This is a genomic window from Streptomyces sp. NPDC020489, from assembly GCF_044386545.1.
In the GTDB taxonomy this organism is placed as follows: Bacteria; Actinomycetota; Actinomycetes; order Streptomycetales; family Streptomycetaceae; genus Streptomyces.
This window is the reverse complement of the sequence record NZ_JBIRUZ010000003.1, coordinates 377,715-393,225: the sequence shown is the minus strand read 5'-3', so window position 1 is coordinate 393,225 and position 15,511 is coordinate 377,715. Positions and strand designations below refer to the sequence as shown.

15 protein-coding genes are annotated in these 15,511 nt (G+C 71.2%); all 15 read left to right on the top strand.

All coding sequences use genetic code 11. The features are described 5' to 3' along the window. Window positions 1-109: 109 nt before the first annotated feature. The 15 genes from ACH41F_RS08820 to ACH41F_RS08750 all read left to right on the top strand — a co-directional run bounded on the left by ACH41F_RS08820 (window position 110) and on the right by ACH41F_RS08750 (window position 15,263). Window positions 110-1,744 (top strand): acyl-CoA dehydrogenase family protein, encoded by a 1,635-nt coding sequence (locus ACH41F_RS08820; protein ID WP_398833966.1) that lies wholly within the window; start codon window positions 110-112, stop codon window positions 1,742-1,744. A 676-nt stretch (window positions 1,745-2,420) separates the two neighbouring features. Continuing rightward, entirely contained in the window at window positions 2,421-3,710 is a 1,290-nt protein-coding gene (locus tag ACH41F_RS08815; protein WP_391233927.1) for a GAF domain-containing protein, read from the top strand. 190 nt (window positions 3,711-3,900) lie between these two features. Continuing rightward, entirely contained in the window at window positions 3,901-5,151 is a 1,251-nt protein-coding gene (locus ACH41F_RS08810; RefSeq protein ID WP_398833964.1) for a hypothetical protein, read from the top strand. Window positions 5,152-5,168: 17 nt separating this feature from the next. After that, window positions 5,169-5,741 carry a GNAT family N-acetyltransferase gene (locus ACH41F_RS08805; protein WP_391233925.1) on the top strand — a complete coding sequence of 191 codons (573 nt, stop codon included), beginning with the start codon at window positions 5,169-5,171 and terminating at the stop codon, window positions 5,739-5,741. A gap of 127 nt (window positions 5,742-5,868) precedes the next feature. Next, window positions 5,869-5,952, top strand: coding sequence for a putative leader peptide (locus ACH41F_RS08800; RefSeq protein ID WP_349817346.1), 84 nt, complete (start codon window positions 5,869-5,871; stop codon window positions 5,950-5,952). Between the two features lie 128 nt (window positions 5,953-6,080). Beyond that, entirely contained in the window at window positions 6,081-7,778 is a 1,698-nt protein-coding gene (locus tag ACH41F_RS08795; protein ID WP_391233924.1) for a nitrite/sulfite reductase, read from the top strand. Further along, a complete protein-coding gene (locus tag ACH41F_RS08790; protein WP_391233923.1) occupies window positions 7,775-7,954 on the top strand; it encodes a hypothetical protein in 180 nt (59 codons plus the stop codon). The genes ACH41F_RS08795 and ACH41F_RS08790 overlap by 4 nt, the downstream gene beginning before the upstream one ends. Next, window positions 7,951-8,658, top strand: coding sequence for a phosphoadenylyl-sulfate reductase (locus tag ACH41F_RS08785; RefSeq protein ID WP_398833961.1), 708 nt, complete (start codon window positions 7,951-7,953; stop codon window positions 8,656-8,658). Before ACH41F_RS08790 ends, ACH41F_RS08785 begins: the two co-directional genes overlap by 4 nt. Beyond that, window positions 8,658-9,221: an adenylyl-sulfate kinase gene (gene cysC / locus ACH41F_RS08780; protein ID WP_391233921.1), complete on the top strand. Its 564-nt coding sequence runs from the start codon at window positions 8,658-8,660 to the stop codon at window positions 9,219-9,221. Before ACH41F_RS08785 ends, cysC begins: the two co-directional genes overlap by 1 nt. Next, on the top strand, window positions 9,218-10,156 hold the full coding sequence (gene cysD / locus ACH41F_RS08775) for a sulfate adenylyltransferase subunit CysD (RefSeq protein ID WP_391233920.1): 939 nt from the start codon (window positions 9,218-9,220) through the stop codon (window positions 10,154-10,156). The genes cysC and cysD overlap by 4 nt, the downstream gene beginning before the upstream one ends. Before the next feature lie 2 nt (window positions 10,157-10,158). Further along, window positions 10,159-11,493 (top strand): GTP-binding protein, encoded by a 1,335-nt coding sequence (locus tag ACH41F_RS08770; RefSeq protein WP_391233919.1) that lies wholly within the window; start codon window positions 10,159-10,161, stop codon window positions 11,491-11,493. Window positions 11,494-11,715: 222 nt separating this feature from the next. Continuing rightward, window positions 11,716-12,825: an aliphatic sulfonate ABC transporter substrate-binding protein gene (locus tag ACH41F_RS08765; protein WP_391233918.1), complete on the top strand. Its 1,110-nt coding sequence runs from the start codon at window positions 11,716-11,718 to the stop codon at window positions 12,823-12,825. Window positions 12,826-12,860: 35 nt separating this feature from the next. Further along, a complete protein-coding gene (locus ACH41F_RS08760; RefSeq protein WP_391233917.1) occupies window positions 12,861-13,646 on the top strand; it encodes an ATP-binding cassette domain-containing protein in 786 nt (261 codons plus the stop codon). Continuing rightward, a complete protein-coding gene (locus tag ACH41F_RS08755; RefSeq protein WP_391233916.1) occupies window positions 13,633-14,517 on the top strand; it encodes an ABC transporter permease subunit in 885 nt (294 codons plus the stop codon). The genes ACH41F_RS08760 and ACH41F_RS08755 overlap by 14 nt, the downstream gene beginning before the upstream one ends. Before the next feature lie 5 nt (window positions 14,518-14,522). Beyond that, complete coding sequence (locus ACH41F_RS08750; RefSeq protein WP_391233915.1) at window positions 14,523-15,263, top strand: CbiX/SirB N-terminal domain-containing protein; 741 nt, start codon at window positions 14,523-14,525, stop codon at window positions 15,261-15,263. The last annotated feature ends 248 nt before the right edge of the window (window positions 15,264-15,511 follow it).

Sequence of the window (15,511 nt, the reverse complement as noted above, 5' to 3'; positions counted from 1 at the left end):
GAGCAGGTTCCCGCACGGGACCCTCGACCGGGGTCCCGGCGGTCCCGGGCGCCGACGACGTGGCCCGGACCGGACGGCATAACGCCCCCACGGCGGGTAGGTTCCCCCCATGGCAGGCAGCACACACACGGTGACCAACCAGCCCCCACCCCTGATCGGCCACGACGTCTACTCGGGCGACAGAGCCCTGATGGCCGCCGTGGAGCGGCACGTGGACCCGAGTCACCTCGACGAGGTCCGAGGTGAGCTCGCCGCCCTCGGCCGCACCTCCGGGTCCGCCCAGGTCCAGGAGTGGGGCGCGCAGGCCAACGAGAACCCGCCGACCCTGCGCACCCACGACCGCTACGGCCACCGCATCGACGAGGTCGAGTTCCACCCCGCCTGGCACCGCCTGCTCGGCAAGGGCGTCTCCGCCGGTCTCACCGCGGCCTGGAACCGGCCCGCGGGCCACGTCCGGCGGGCCGCCGCGTTCGTCGTCTGGACCCAGGTGGACGCCGGCAACCTCTGCCCGCTGTCGATGACCCACGCCGCGGTGCCCGCACTGCGCACGGACCCCGCGCTCGCCGAGGAGTGGGAGCCGCGACTGACGTCGATGGTCTACGACCGTGAGCTGCGCCCGGCGCACCAGAAGGCCGGCGCCCTGTTCGGGATGGGGATGACGGAGAAGCAGGGCGGCAGCGACGTGCGCGCGGGCACCACCCGGGCCACTCCCCTCGCCGAGGCCGGTACCTACGAGCTGACCGGCCACAAGTGGTTCTGCTCGGCCCCGATGTCCGACGGCTTCCTCGTCCTGGCGCAGGCCCCCGACGGCCTGACCTGTTTCCTCGTCCCGCGCGTCCTGGAGGACGGCACCCGCAACCCGTTCCGCGTCCAGCGGCTCAAGGACAAGCTGGGCAACCGCTCCAACGCCTCCGCCGAGGTCGAGTTCGACGGGACCTGGGCCCGCCGGGTCGGCGAGGAGGACCGCGGGGTGCGGACCATCATCGAGATGGTCGCGGCGACCCGGCTGGACTGCGCCCTGGGCTCGGCCGGCCTGATGCGCCAGGCCGTGGCCCAGGCCGTCCACCACTGCACCTACCGCGAGGCGTTCGGCGGCCGGCTCGTGGACAAGCCGCTGATGCGCAACGTCCTGGCCGATCTCGCCCTGGAGTCCGAGGCGGCGACCACCCTGGCCCTGCGGCTCGCGGCCGCCTACGACGACGGTGGCGAGCGGGAGCGGGCGTTCCTGCGGATCGCGGTGCCGGCCGCCAAGTACTGGATCACCAAACGCTGCACCGCGGTGACGGTCGAGGCCGCCGAGTGCCTGGGCGGCAACGGTTACGTCGAGGAGTCGGGCCTGCCCCGGCTGGTGCGCGAGTCCCCCCTGAACTCCATCTGGGAGGGGGCCGGCAACGTCCAGGCTCTGGACGTCCTGCGGGCGCTGCGCCGCGAGCCCCTGGCGCTCGACGCCTACCTCCAGGAGGTCGGCCTGGCGCGCGGCGCCGACCACCGCCTGGACGCCGCGATCAAGGACCTCCTGACGGAACTGGCCGACCTGGAGGGCGTCGAGGCGAGGGCCCGCCGTGTGACAGAGCGCCTCGCCCTGGTCCTCCAAGGCGCCCTTCTGGTCCGCCACGCCCCACCGGAGGTGGCCGACGCGTTCTGCGCGTCCCGCCTGGGCGGAGACGGAGGCGCGGCCTTCGGAACCCTTCCATCCACCCTGGACCTGGCATCGCTGGTGAACCGCGCAAGCCCACAGGCCTGACCCCCCAGGGGCGCCGCCGAAGAGAGACGCCGGCTCAGCCTTCGACACTCGACCCGCCGCCGACGGCGAACCGGTCAAGGCCGCAGGCCAGACCCCCCAGGGGCGCGGGGAACTGCGCGAGCAACCACGACCGACCCGCACACGCCACCCGCCGTCAATGGTGGACAGGTCAAGGCCGCAGGCCTGACCGCCCCAGGGGCGCGGGGAACTGCGCGAGCAACCACAACCCACCCGCACACGCGACCCACCGTCAATGGTGGACAGGTCAAGGCCGCAGGCCAGACCCCCCAGGGGCGCGGGGAACTGCGCGAGCAACCACGACCCACCCGCACACGCCACCACGCATCAACCCGGCACCCCGTAACGCGAAAACCGCCCAACCGCCGGAGGCAGGGGGTGGTGCTGCGCCGACACGGCACCACCCCCGGCTTGGCCCGTTCAAGGCCGCAGACGCCGCTCGGGACGGCGTCGGCTCAAGTTTCAAACAGTGCCGCGCCCGCCACCAGGGTTGCAGGGGGTTGCAACTTGCTGCTGCCTGTGGCCGGACTGTGTCCGTCCGCGAGGGACGAAAGGCACTATGAGACGGGCAGTCAGGACGGACGTCGCACGGGTGGCCGAAAAACGACGGAAACCGGTGGCCCCTGCCCTCCGACAGCACCCTCATCCAGGAGGACCAGTGGCGCACTCGCCGACGGATGTCACCCAGCTCGCCGCCGTGGACGCGGCACGCGCGGCGCGGGTGCTCAGCGAGGTGCGCTCCGCCACGCTCGCCGGCCGGCGGGCGCCGGTCGCGCCACGCCCGGTGATCGAGCAGTCCTGGGGGCGGATGCTGCGCGGCGGCGTCGACCCCGACCACGACTTCCGGGCCGGACTGCTGTCCCGGGAGGAGGTGCGGCGGCGCCGGGAGACCTCGGAGCTGCGGCATGTCCTGCCGGTGCTGCGGCAGGGGCTGTTGTCGGTGGCGGACATCGCCCGCCACATCATGGTGGTCGCCGACGAGGAGGGCCGCGTGCTGTGGCGGGAGGGCAGTTCGCCCGTACTGCGCAAGGCCGACGGCACCGGCTTCGAGCTGGGCGCGGACTGGCGGGAGGACGTCGTCGGCACCAACGGCATCGGCACCCCCGTGGTGGCCCGCCGACCGGTGCAGGTGTTCGGCTCCGAACACTTCGTGCGGTCGCAGACCTCGTGGACGTGCACGGGGGCGCCGATCACCGATCCGCGCAACGGCCGGCTGCTGGGCGTGGTGGACGTGAGCGGACCGCTGGACACCATGCACCCGGCCACGCTCGCCTGGGTCGACTCGGTGGCCAAGCTCGCCGAGGCCCGGCTGCGGGAGTTGCACCAGGTGTCGCTGGAGCAGCTGCGCGCGGTGGGGGCGCCCGCGCTGGCGCGGCTCGGCGGCCGGGCCCTGGTGGTGGACGGGGACGGCTGGACGGCCGCGGTGACGGGGATGCCGTACCAGAACCGGATCGGGCTGCCCAAGTCGCTGTCCCCGGGCCGTCGGTGGCTGCCGACGCTGGGACTGTGCTCGGTGGAGCCGCTCGCCGGGGGCTGGTTGGTGCGGGCCGCGGCGGAACCGGTGCCCCTGGACGCCACGCGGGTCGTGCTCGATCTGTCACTGCCGCGCCACTGGTCGGTGACAGTGTCCGGGGCCGCCGGGTCCTGGAGTCGTGAACTGAGTCCACGGCATGCCGAGTTGCTGTTTCTGCTGGCCGTGCACCGCGGGGGGCGCAGCGCGGCGGAGCTGGCCGAGGACATGTTCGACGATCCGGGGCGCAGGGTGACGGTGCGAGCGGAGATGTCCCGTATTCGCCGGTATCTGGGGGCACTTCTGGAACATCGGCCGTATCGTTTCTGCGAGGGTGCGGAGGTCGAGGTCCGCCACCCCGCCGACCCCCGTGACCTGCTGCCGCACTCGACGGCGCCCGCGGTGGCCGCCAGACGCCTGTCCACCCAGCCGCCCTGAACCGCCCGGTCGCCCTGAACCGCCCCGCCCGCCCGAACCACCCAACAGACGGCATCTTTCGCATATTTGCAGGGACTTCGCCACTGTCCGGGTCCAACTGCCGTAGCATCCCTCTACGGGCCGCCCCACCTGCTCCTGCCGTCAACGCACGGATCACCAGCCGCAGTTGGCTCGACCTCGGGAGGCAGAGATGAAGCAGCGCGGCAGACACCGCAGGCGCAAGCGGGGCCAGGCGCTGCGCGCCTTCCTGGCCGGGACCGCCCTCGCGCTCACCGCGGCAGCCACGATGATCAGTGCGTCCCAGGCCACCGTCGCCGACGACCCGGGTGCCCTGAAGCCGCTCGCGACGTCCGCCGAGACGGACGTGCTCCGGCTGCGTGAGCACCTGGAGCCGCAGCGCACCCTCGACCGGCTCGCCTCCGGGATGGGCAGACCGGTCGGTGTGGGCGCCGTCCTGGACAGCGCCCGGCACACCCTGCGGTCCGCCGACTGCTCCCCGTCCGAGCGCCGGGCGCTGCCCGTCGAGCCGGCCGCCACGCGCGCGTACTGCTGGGACGCCGCCGACACCCGCTCCTGGCGGGCCGGCGCGGTCACGACCTCGGGTGACGCCGACGACGACGGCCTGTGGGGGCAGAACCGGGTGATCCTCTCCGCATGGTCCCGGGGCGGGCACGATCTGGCCCGGGTGGCGTTCATCGACGCGGGCGACCTGGACCGCCCGCGCTACTCCTGGGTCCTGCTGACCGTCCCCGTCGACGGCGGCCGCGACTACCGCGCCCTGGACTCCCAGGTCTCCGGGATGGTCTGGTACCAGGACAAACTCCTGGTGACGGCCGCCGAGGGCCTCTACGTCTACGACATGGACCGCATCCAGCGCGCCACGGTCGACAGTCCGGCCGTGGGCCGCGTCGACGGCGGCTGGGCGGCCCACGGGAACGAGTGGGTGCTGCCCGCCGTGGGCACCTACCGCGCCACGGGCGCCCGTCCCGCCTACCTGTCCCTGGACCGTGGCACCTCCCCCGACAGCCTGGTCGCCGGCGAGTGGGTCTCCCAGGACGACGACCGGGACGTGCGGCTGTGGCGGTACGACTTCAGCCGCGCCTCCGACCGCACCGGGCTGCTCGCCACGGACACCGCCGGGCGCACCCGCGTGGACGAGGCGTACGAGACGAACGTCCGCGGCGTCGGGGCCGTCCTGTCGTACGGCTCCGAGTGGTATCTGGGCCGTACCTCCGAGGAGCACGACAGTCACGGGACGCTGTGGCGGCAGGACGCGAGCGGCGCGCGGGCCACCCACTGCGGCACCGACGAGTCCAGCCACTGCTGGGCCACCGAGGCGCAGTCCTTCTCCTACTGGGAGGCGACCGGCGAGGTCTGGTCCCAGTCGGGCCGGATGCTGTTCGCCCTGCCCCTGGCCTCGGTCGACAGATCGTCGCGCTAGGTGATTCCCTGACGGGCATGGCCAACATCCCCGTAACCACCTGGTCCCTGGAGCAGACCGCCCCGACCGACGTCCTCCCGGCCGCCGCGCCGGACGGTGACGTACGGATCGAGCGCTCCGCAGTCCCCTCCCCCGAGTTCAGCCGCTTCCTGTACGCGTCCGTCGGCGGCGACATCCGCTGGATCGACCGGCTCGGCTGGTCGTACGCGCGCTGGGAGGAGCACCTGGGCCGGCCCGGCGTGGAGACGTGGGTGGCGTACGACCGGGGGACGCCCGCGGGGTACGTGGAGCTGGAGCCGCAGGACGACGGCGTCGTGGAGATCGTCTACTTCGGGCTGATCCCCGCCTTCCGGGGCCGCCGGATCGGTGGCTGGCTGCTGTCGTACGGCGCCGCCCGGGCCTGGGACCTCGCGGAGCGCTGGCCCGGGCTGGGCCCGACCAAGCGGGTGTGGCTCCACACGTGCAGCCTGGACGGCGAGCACGCCATGGACAACTACCTGCGCCGGGGCTTCCGGCTCTTCGACACCAAGGTCGAGGAGGAGCCGGAGGTGGCCGCGCCCGGCCCCTGGCCCGGCGCATACCCCGTCTGACCTGCGTCGACAAGACCGCGTGCACGGCATGTGATCGACGACACCCTTGTCTCGCTCTACGAGACAAGGGTGTCCGCATGATGGACGAAGCTGGACTGTGTCCAGATCCCCGTGACACGCTTCCGTCATGTCTGGAACTGGAATTGCCTTGGTGAGTCGGCGGCACGTCGACCTCGGCCGCATGTCCAGCGCCATCTGTCCGGTGCGCTGACGAGCCGCAGCCCGCCCGACATCCCGGACTTCTCCCCTTTATGCCGCGCAATGAGGCGCAGCTCTGCCCATGCGTCGGTACGCGCAGGTCAGAGCCGCATTCCCGCCTGTCCCGAAGGACGAATAACCATGGCCGCCACCCCGCAGAACCCTGCCTCCGCAGCGCCCCGCCGCAAGGTGAGCCGTCACCGCGGTGAGGGTCAGTGGGCCGCGGGGCACCACACGCCTCTGAACGGCAACGAGCAGTTCAAGAAGGACGACGACGGTCTCAACGTGCGGACACGCATTGAGACGATCTACTCCAAGCGGGGCTTCGACTCGATCGACCCCAACGACCTGCGCGGCCGGATGCGGTGGTGGGGGCTGTACACCCAGCGCAAGCCCGGGATCGACGGCGGCAAGACCGCGATCCTGGAGCCGGAGGAGCTGGACGACAAGTACTTCATGCTGCGGGTGCGGATCGACGGCGGACGCCTCACCACCCGGCAGCTGCGCGTGATCGGCGAGATCTCGGAGGAGTTCGCGCGGGGCAGCGCGGACGTCACCGACCGGCAGAACATCCAGCTGCACTGGATCCGCATCGAGGACGTCCCGGAGATCTGGAACCGCCTGGAGGCGGTCGGCCTCTCCACCACCGAGGCCTGCGGCGACTGCCCGCGCGTGGTCATCGGCTCCCCGGTCGCGGGCATCGCCGAGGACGAGATCATCGACGGCACCTGGGCCATCGACGAGATCCACGAGCGGTACATCGGCAGCAAGGAGTTCTCCAACCTGCCGCGCAAGTTCAAGACGGCGATCTCAGGATCCCCACTGCTGGACGTGGTCCACGAGATCAACGACATCGCCTTCGTCGGTGTCGAGCACCCCGAGCACGGCCCCGGCTTCGACCTGTGGGTCGGCGGCGGCCTGTCCACCAACCCCAAGCTCGGCGTCCGGCTCGGCGCCTGGGTGCCGCTGGCCGAGGTGCCCGAGGTGTGGGCCGGCGTGGTCGGCATCTTCCGTGACTGGGGCTACCGGCGGCTGCGCACTCGCGCCCGTCTGAAGTTCCTCGTCGCCGACTGGGGCCCGGAGAAGTTCCGCCAGGTCCTGGAGGACGACTACCTGAAGCGCAAGCTGGTCGACGGCCCCGCGCCCGCCGAGCCCTCTGGCCGCTGGCGCGACCACGTCGGCGTGCACCGCCAGAAGGACGGCCTGTTCTACGTCGGCTTCGCCCCGCGCGTCGGCCGTGTCGACGGCACCACGCTGACGAAGATCGCCGAGGTCGCCGAGGCGCACGGCTCGGGCCGGGTCCGGACCACCGTCGAGCAGAAGATGATCATCCTCGATGTCGAGGAGGCGCAGGTCCAGCCGCTGGTCGAGGCCCTGGAGGCGCTGGACCTGACGGCCAGGCCCTCGTCCTTCCGGCGCGGCACCATGGCCTGCACCGGCATCGAGTACTGCAAGCTCGCCATCGTCGAGACCAAGGCGCGCGGCGCCTCGCTGATCGACGAGCTGGAGCGCCGCATCCCGGACTTCGACGAGCCGCTCACCATCAACCTCAACGGCTGCCCGAACGCCTGCGCCCGTATCCAGGTGGCGGACATCGGTCTCAAGGGCCAGCTGGTCCTCGACGACAAGGGCGAGCAGGTCGAGGGCTACCAGGTCCACCTCGGGGGCGCGCTCGGACTGGAGGCCGGGTTCGGCCGCAAGGTGCGCGGCCTGAAGGTCACCGCCGAGGAGCTGCCCGACTACGTCGAGCGGGTCCTGAAGCGGTACCAGGCCGAGCGCGAGGAGGGCGAGCGCTTCGCCGCCTGGGCCTCGCGTGCGTCCGAGGAGGCCCTGTCGTGAGCGAGCGGGCCGCCCCCTTCTACTGCCCCTACTGCGGCGACGAGGACCTGCGTCCGAGCGAGCAGGGCCACGGCGCGTGGGAATGCGCGGCGTGCAACCGCGCATTCCAGTTGAAGTTCCTCGGGCTGCTCGCCCGGGGCCTTCAGCCCACCGACGCAGGGGGAGAGCGGATATGACCGCCGTTCAGGAAGAACGTTCGACCGACGATCTCAAGGCGCTCGCCGAGCAGGCGGGCCGTGACCTGGAGGACGCCTCCGCCCTGGAGATCCTCCAGTGGGCCGTCGACACCTTCGGCAAGCGCTTCTGCGTGACCTCCTCGATGGAGGACGCGGTGGTCGCCCACCTCGCCTCCCGGGTTTTCAAGGGCGTGGACGTCGTCTTCCTCGACACCGGCTACCACTTCGAGGAGACCATCGGCACCCGGGACGCGGTCGAGGCCGTGATGGACGTCAACGTCATCACGCTGTCGCCGACGCGGACGGTCGCCGAGCAGGACGCCGAGTTCGGCCCGAAGCTGCACGACCGCGACCCCGACCTGTGCTGCAGGATGCGCAAGGTCGAGCCGCTGGAGCGGGGTCTGAAGGACTACCTGGCCTGGGCGACCGGCCTGCGCCGCGACGAGTCCCCGACCCGGGCGAACACCCCGGTCGTCGGCTGGGACGACAAGCGCCGGAAGGTCAAGGTCTCCCCGATCGCCCGCTGGACCCAGGACGACGTGGACGCGTACGTCCAGGAGCACGGCGTCCTGACCAACCCGCTGCTGATGGACGGCTACGCGTCCGTCGGCTGCGCCCCCTGCACCCGCCGGGTCCTGGAGGGCGAGGACGCCCGCGCGGGCCGCTGGGCGGGCCGGGCCAAGACCGAGTGCGGGCTGCACTGATGACCACCACTGACAAGGAGTCGCACGTGACGACCGGAGCCACCGTCTGGCTCACGGGTCTGCCGAGTGCCGGCAAGACCACCATCGCGTACGAGCTGGCCGGCCGGCTGCGCGAGGAGGGCCACCTCGTCGAGGTGCTCGACGGCGACGAGATCCGCGAGTTCATCTCCGCGGGCCTCGGCTTCAGCCGCGAGGACCGGCACACCAACGTGCAGCGCGTCGGCTTCCTCGCCGAGCTGCTCGCCCGCAACGGCGTCAAGGCGCTGGTCCCGGTGATCGCGCCGTACGCGGACAGCCGTGAGGCGGTGCGCAAGCGCCACCAGGAGAGCGGGACGGCGTACCTGGAGATCCACGTGGCGACCCCGGTCGAGGTGTGCTCCGTACGCGATGTGAAGGGTCTGTACGCCAAGCAGGCCACGGGCGAACTGACCGGTCTCACGGGCGTGGACGACCCGTACGAGGCGCCCGAGTCGCCCGATCTGCGGATCGAGTCGCAGAACCAGACCGTCCAGGAGTCCGCGGCGGCCGTCCACGCGCTGCTCACCGAGAGGGGACTGGCATGACGACGACCGTTGCCACACTGGGCGGGGGCACCCAGGCCCCGTACGCCCTGTCCCACCTGGACGCGCTGGAGTCCGAGGCGGTGCACATCTTCCGTGAGGTGGCGGGCGAGTTCGAGCGGCCGGTGATCCTGTTCTCCGGCGGCAAGGACTCCATCGTCATGCTGCACCTGGCGCTCAAGGCCTTCGCGCCCGCGCCGGTGCCGTTCTCCCTCCTGCACGTCGACACCGGACACAACTTCCCCGAGGTGCTCGAGTACCGGGACCGCACGGTCGCCCGGCACGGCCTGCGGCTGCATGTCGCCTCCGTGCAGGACTACATCGACCGCGGTGTGCTCAAGGAGCGTCCCGACGGCACCCGCAACCCGCTCCAGACGCTGCCGCTGACCGAGAAGATCCAGTCGGAGAAGTTCGACGCGGTCTTCGGCGGCGGACGGCGTGACGAGGAGAAGGCGCGCGCCAAGGAGCGGGTGTTCTCGCTGCGGGACGAGTTCTCGCAGTGGGACCCGCGCCGCCAGCGGCCCGAGCTGTGGAACCTCTACAACGGCCGCCACGCGCCCGGCGAGCACGTCCGGGTCTTCCCGCTGTCCAACTGGACCGAGCTGGACGTCTGGCAGTACATCGCCCGCGAGGGCATCGAGCTGCCGCAGATCTACTTCGCGCACGAGCGTGAGGTGTTCGCCCGCGGCGGGATGTGGCTGACGGCGGGCGAGTGGGGCGGGCCCAAGGAGGGCGAGAGCGTCGAGAAGCGTCTCGTGCGCTACCGGACCGTCGGGGACATGTCCTGCACGGGTGCCGTCGACTCGGACGCGGTGACGCTGGAGCAGGTCATCACGGAGATCGCCGCCTCCCGGCTCACCGAGCGCGGCGCGACCCGCGCCGACGACAAGATGTCCGAGGCCGCGATGGAAGACCGCAAGCGCGAGGGGTACTTCTAAGCATGAGCACGACCACCACCGAGGTCCTCTCGGAGACGACCCTGCTGCGCTTCGCGACCGCGGGCTCCGTCGACGACGGCAAGTCCACCCTCGTGGGCCGGCTGCTGCACGACTCCAAGTCGGTCCTCACCGACCAGCTGGAGGCCGTGGAGCGCGTCTCCTTGAGCCGGGGTCAGGAAGCGCCCGACCTGGCACTGCTGACGGACGGCCTGCGGGCCGAGCGCGAGCAGGGCATCACGATCGACGTGGCGTACCGCTACTTCGCCACCCCCAGGCGCCGGTTCATCCTCGCCGACACCCCCGGCCATGTGCAGTACACCCGCAACATGGTGACGGGTGCCTCCACGGCCGAGCTGACGGTGATCCTGATCGACGCCCGCAACGGGGTCGTCGAGCAGACCCGTCGGCACGCCGCCCTCGCGGCGCTGCTGCGGGTGCCGCACGTGGTGCTCGCGGTCAACAAGATGGACCTGGTCGACTACGCCGAGCCCGTCTTCGCCGCGATCGCCGAGGAGTTCACGGCGTACGCCACCGAGCTGGGCGTCCCCGACGTCACCGCGATCCCGATCTCGGCGCTGGCCGGTGACAACGTGGTGGAGCCGTCCGCGAACATGGACTGGTACGGCGGCCCGACCGTCCTGGAGCACCTGGAGACGGTCCCGGTCACCCACGACCTGAGCCACTGCCACGCGCGCCTGCCCGTGCAGTACGTGATCCGGCCGCAGACCGCCGAGCACCCCGACTACCGGGGCTACGCCGGTCAGATCGCCGCCGGTTCCTTCCGGGTCGGCGAGCAGATCACCGTGCTGCCCGCGGGCCGGTCCACGAAGATCGCCGGCATCGACCTGCTCGGTGAGCCGGTCGACGTGGCGTGGACGACCCAGTCGGTGACGATCCTCCTGGAGGACGACATCGACATCTCGCGCGGCGACCTCATCGTGCCCAGCAAGGACGCGCCGCCGACCACCCAGGACATCGAGGCGACCGTCTGCCACGTCGCCGACGCCCCGCTGACCGTCGGCCACCGCGTGCTGCTCAAGCACGGCACCCGCACGGTCAAGGCGATCGTCAAGGACATCCCGTCCCGGCTCACCCTCGACGACCTGTCCCTGCACCCGCACCCGGGGCAGCTCGTCGCCAACGACATCGGCCGGGTGAAGATCCGTACCGCCGAGCCGCTGCCCGTCGACTCCTACTCGGACTCGCGGCGCACGGGCTCGTTCATCCTCATCGACCCGAACGACGGCACCACGCTCACCGCGGGCATGGTCGGCGAGTCGTTCGCGTCGCCGGAGCCCGTCAAGGACGAGTCCGACGACGACGGGTGGGACTTCTGACATGAACTCCACCGACTACTGGTCCACGTTCGCGAAGGAGGGCGGCCGCGTAGGCAGCGGCGCGCTCGGCAGCGGGCAGGGCGGAGTCGCGCGATGTGTGCGCTGACGTACGCGCACCGCTTGCGCGCCCCGTCCCCCCACAGCCGTAGACGCAGACCTGCCGACCTCCCGGCCACGACCTGAGAGACCGTGACCGCCGGGCCTCCGAGAGGAACACCTCCCGTGCCTGTCAACCGCTCAACCTTCCTTCGCCGTGGCATCGCCGTGGTGGCCGCGCTGCCGCTTCTCACGCTCGCCGCCTGCGGCTACGGGTCCGAGTCCAAGGACGACGACACCGCGAAGGTCGCCGCCGGGGCGAAGAAGATCGACGGACTCGACTCCGTCAAGATCGGCTACTTCGGCAACCTGACCCACGCCACCGCGCTGGTCGCCAACCAGAAGGGCTACTTCCAGAAGGAGCTCGGCGCCACCGAGGCGAAGTACCAGGTCTTCAACGCCGGCCCGTCCGAGATCGAGGCCCTCAACTCGGGCTCCATCGACATCGGTTGGATCGGTCCCTCCCCGGCGATCAACGGCTACACCAAGTCCAAGGGCACCAACCTGCGCATCATCGGCGGTTCGGCGTCCGGCGGCGTGAAGCTGGTCGTCAACCCGAAGAAGATCAAGACCCTGAAGGACGTCAAGGGCAAGAAGATCGCCACCCCGCAGCTGGGCAACACGCAGGACGTGGCGTTCCTCAACTGGATCGCGGAGCAGGGCTGGAAGGTCGACGCCGAGTCCGGCAAGGGCGACGTGTCGGTGATCCGTACCGACAACAAGGTCACCCCGGACGCCTACAAGTCCGGTTCCATCGACGGCGCCTGGGTGCCGGAGCCGACCGCGTCGAAGCTGGTCGCCGAGGGCGGCAAGGTGCTGCTCGACGAGTCCGACCTGTGGCCGGACAAGAAGTTCGTGATCACGAACATCATCGTGTCGCAGAAGTTCCTCAAGGCGCACCCGAAGGCCGTCGAGGCGGTCCTGAAGGCCTCGGTCGAGACGAACAAGTGGATCAACGCCAACCCGGACGAGGCGAAGGCCGCGGCGAACAAGCAGCTGGAGGCCGACTCCGGCAAGGCGCTGCCGGCCGATGTCCTGGACCCGGCGTGGAAGTCCATCCAGTTCACCAACGACCCGCTGGCCGCCACCCTCAACACCGAGGCGGAGCACGCGGTGAAGGCCGGTCTGCTGGAGGACCCGCTGCTGGACGGCATCTACGACCTCACGCTTCTGAACAAGGTCCTCAAGGCCGCGGGTGAGAGCACGGTCGACGACGCCGGTCTCGGCGTCAAGTAAGTCCTGACCCCCTAAGTCCCCAGGAGGTGACGACCATGGCCACCGCGGTTGCCAAGGCCGAGCAGGCCGAGTCAGTCGAGTACGCCGCCCGGATCGAGCATGTCTCGAAGTCCTTCGCCGGTCCCGCCGGGCAGCAGCTCGTCCTCGACGACATCACCCTCGATGTCGCACCGGGCGAGTTCGTCACCCTCCTGGGGGCCTCGGGTTGCGGCAAGTCCACGCTGCTCAACCTGGTCGCGGGGCTCGACGACCCGAGCGCGGGCAGCATCAAGACGGACGGGCGCCCTGCCCTGATGTTCCAGGAACACGCTCTGCTGCCGTGGCTGACGGCGGGCAAGAACATCGAACTCGCCCTCAAGCTCAGGGGGGTTCCGAAGAACCAGCGGCGCGAGAGGGCCGAGTCGCTGCTCGAACTCGTGCGGCTGCAAGGCGCGTACGACAAGCGGGTGCACGAGCTGTCGGGCGGTATGCGCCAGCGCGCGGCGCTGGCCCGGGCCCTCGGCCAGGAGAGCAGCCTGCTGCTGATGGACGAGCCGTTCTCGGCTCTCGACGCCATCACGCGGGACGTGCTGCACGACGAGCTCACCCGTATCTGGCAGGAGACCGGGGTCTCCGTCCTGTTCGTCACGCACAACGTGCGTGAGGCGGTGCGGCTCGCGCAGCGCGTGATCCTGCTGTCCTCGCGGCCCGGCCGGATCGCGCGCGAGTGGACGGTCGGCATCCCGCAGCCGCGCCGTATCGAGGACGCGCCCGTGGCCGAACTGTCCCTTGAGATCACCGATGTACTGCGTGGGGAGATCCGCCGTCATGGCCAGCACTGACACGACACCGGTCGCGGACGCCGGGAGCGTGGAGGCGGGCCTCGACGCGCTGGACACCCAGGTCACGGGCCGGCCGACGTTCCGGCAGACCTTCCGCGAGAAGATCTTTCCGCCGCTCGTCGCGACCGCCGTGGTCCTGGTGGTCTGGCAGGCGCTGATCTCCCTCGACATCGTCACCGACCCGACCAAGCTGCCCTCTCCCGGCGATGTGGCCGCCGAGTTCAAGGACGCCTGGCTGGAGGGCAAGCTCCTCGACTACATCTGGACCAGCGTCGAGCGCGGTCTGTTCGGCTTCCTGATGGCGCTGGCGATCGGCACCCCGCTGGGTCTGATCGTGGCCCGGGTGAAGTTCGTGCGCGCGGCGATCGGACCGGTTCTGTCGGGCCTCCAGTCGCTGCCGTCGGTGGCCTGGGTGCCGCCCGCGGTCCTGTGGCTGGGCCTGAACAACTCGATGATGTACGCGGTGATCCTGCTCGGCGCGGTCCCGTCCATCGCCAACGGTCTGGTCTCCGGCATCGACCAGGTGCCGCCGTTGTTCCTGCGGGCGGGCCGCACGATGGGCGCGACCGGGTGGAAGGGTGCCTGGCACATCGTCCTGCCGGCCTCGCTGCCGGGGTACCTGGCCGGTCTGAAGCAGGGCTGGGCGTTCTCCTGGCGCTCGCTGATGGCGGCGGAGATCATCGCCTCCTCACCCGATCTGGGCATCGGTCTCGGCGCGCTGCTGGAGAACGGCCGCAACGCCAGCTCCATGCCGATGATCTTCGAGGCCATCTTCCTGATCCTGTTCGTCGGTATCGCCGTCGACCTGCTGATCTTCAGCCCGCTGGAGCGGCGTGTGCTGCGCAGCCGCGGTCTGCTGGTGAAGGGGTAAGTCCCGTGCACAGGAAGCCCGTTCTTCTCGTCATCGCCCACGGCAGCCGGGACCCCCGGCACGCCGCGACGGTGCACGCCCTCGTCCGCCGGGTGCGCGCCACGCGCCCCGGGGTACGGGTGGAGACGGGCTTCCTGGACTTCAACATCCCCTCAGTGCAAGGGGTGTTGGAGTCGCTGGCGGCGGAAGGCGTACGCGAGGTCGTCGCCCTGCCGCTGCTGCTGACCCGCGCGTTCCACGCGAAGGCGGACATCCCCGCGGTGCTGCGGGACGCCCCGCCGCAGCTGCGGATCCGGCAGGCGGAGGTGCTGGGCCCGTCCCCGCTGCTGCTGTCGGCCCTGGAACGGCGTCTGTTCGAGGCGGGGTTGACGCCCGCCGACAAGTCCTCGACCGGGGTCGTGCTGGCCTCGGCGGGGTCCTCCGACCCGGAGGCGATCGCAGTGATCGCAGCAATCGCGCGGGAGTGGCGGCGCACCGGTTGGTGTGCCGTGCGGCCTGCGTTCGCCTCCGCCGCACTGCCCCGCACCGAGGACGCGGTGCGTGAACTGCGCGCCCTGGGCTGCGAGAAGGTCGCCGTCGCCCCGTACGTCCTCGCCCCCGGCTTCCTGCCCGACCGCATCGCGCGCGGCGCGGCGGACGCGGACGTCCTCGCCGACGTCCTCGGCGCGGCACCTGAGGTGGCGCGCGTGCTGCTGGAGCGCTATGACGAGGCGCGCAGGCCGATGCTGGCGGCGGTGGGGGCCTGACGGCACGGCACGATCCGGCACGGCACGGCACTGTCCAGCGCGGCATGAGTCCAGCAGGGCACGCCCGGAACGGTACGGCATGGCCCAGCAGGGCACGGCCCGGCCCGGCAGGGCACGCCCGGCACGACACGGCACGGCACGACACGGCACGGTCCGGCAGGGCACGCCCGGCACGACACGGCACGGCACGACACGGCACGGTCCGGCAGGGCACGCCCGGCACGACACGGCACGGCACGACACGGCAC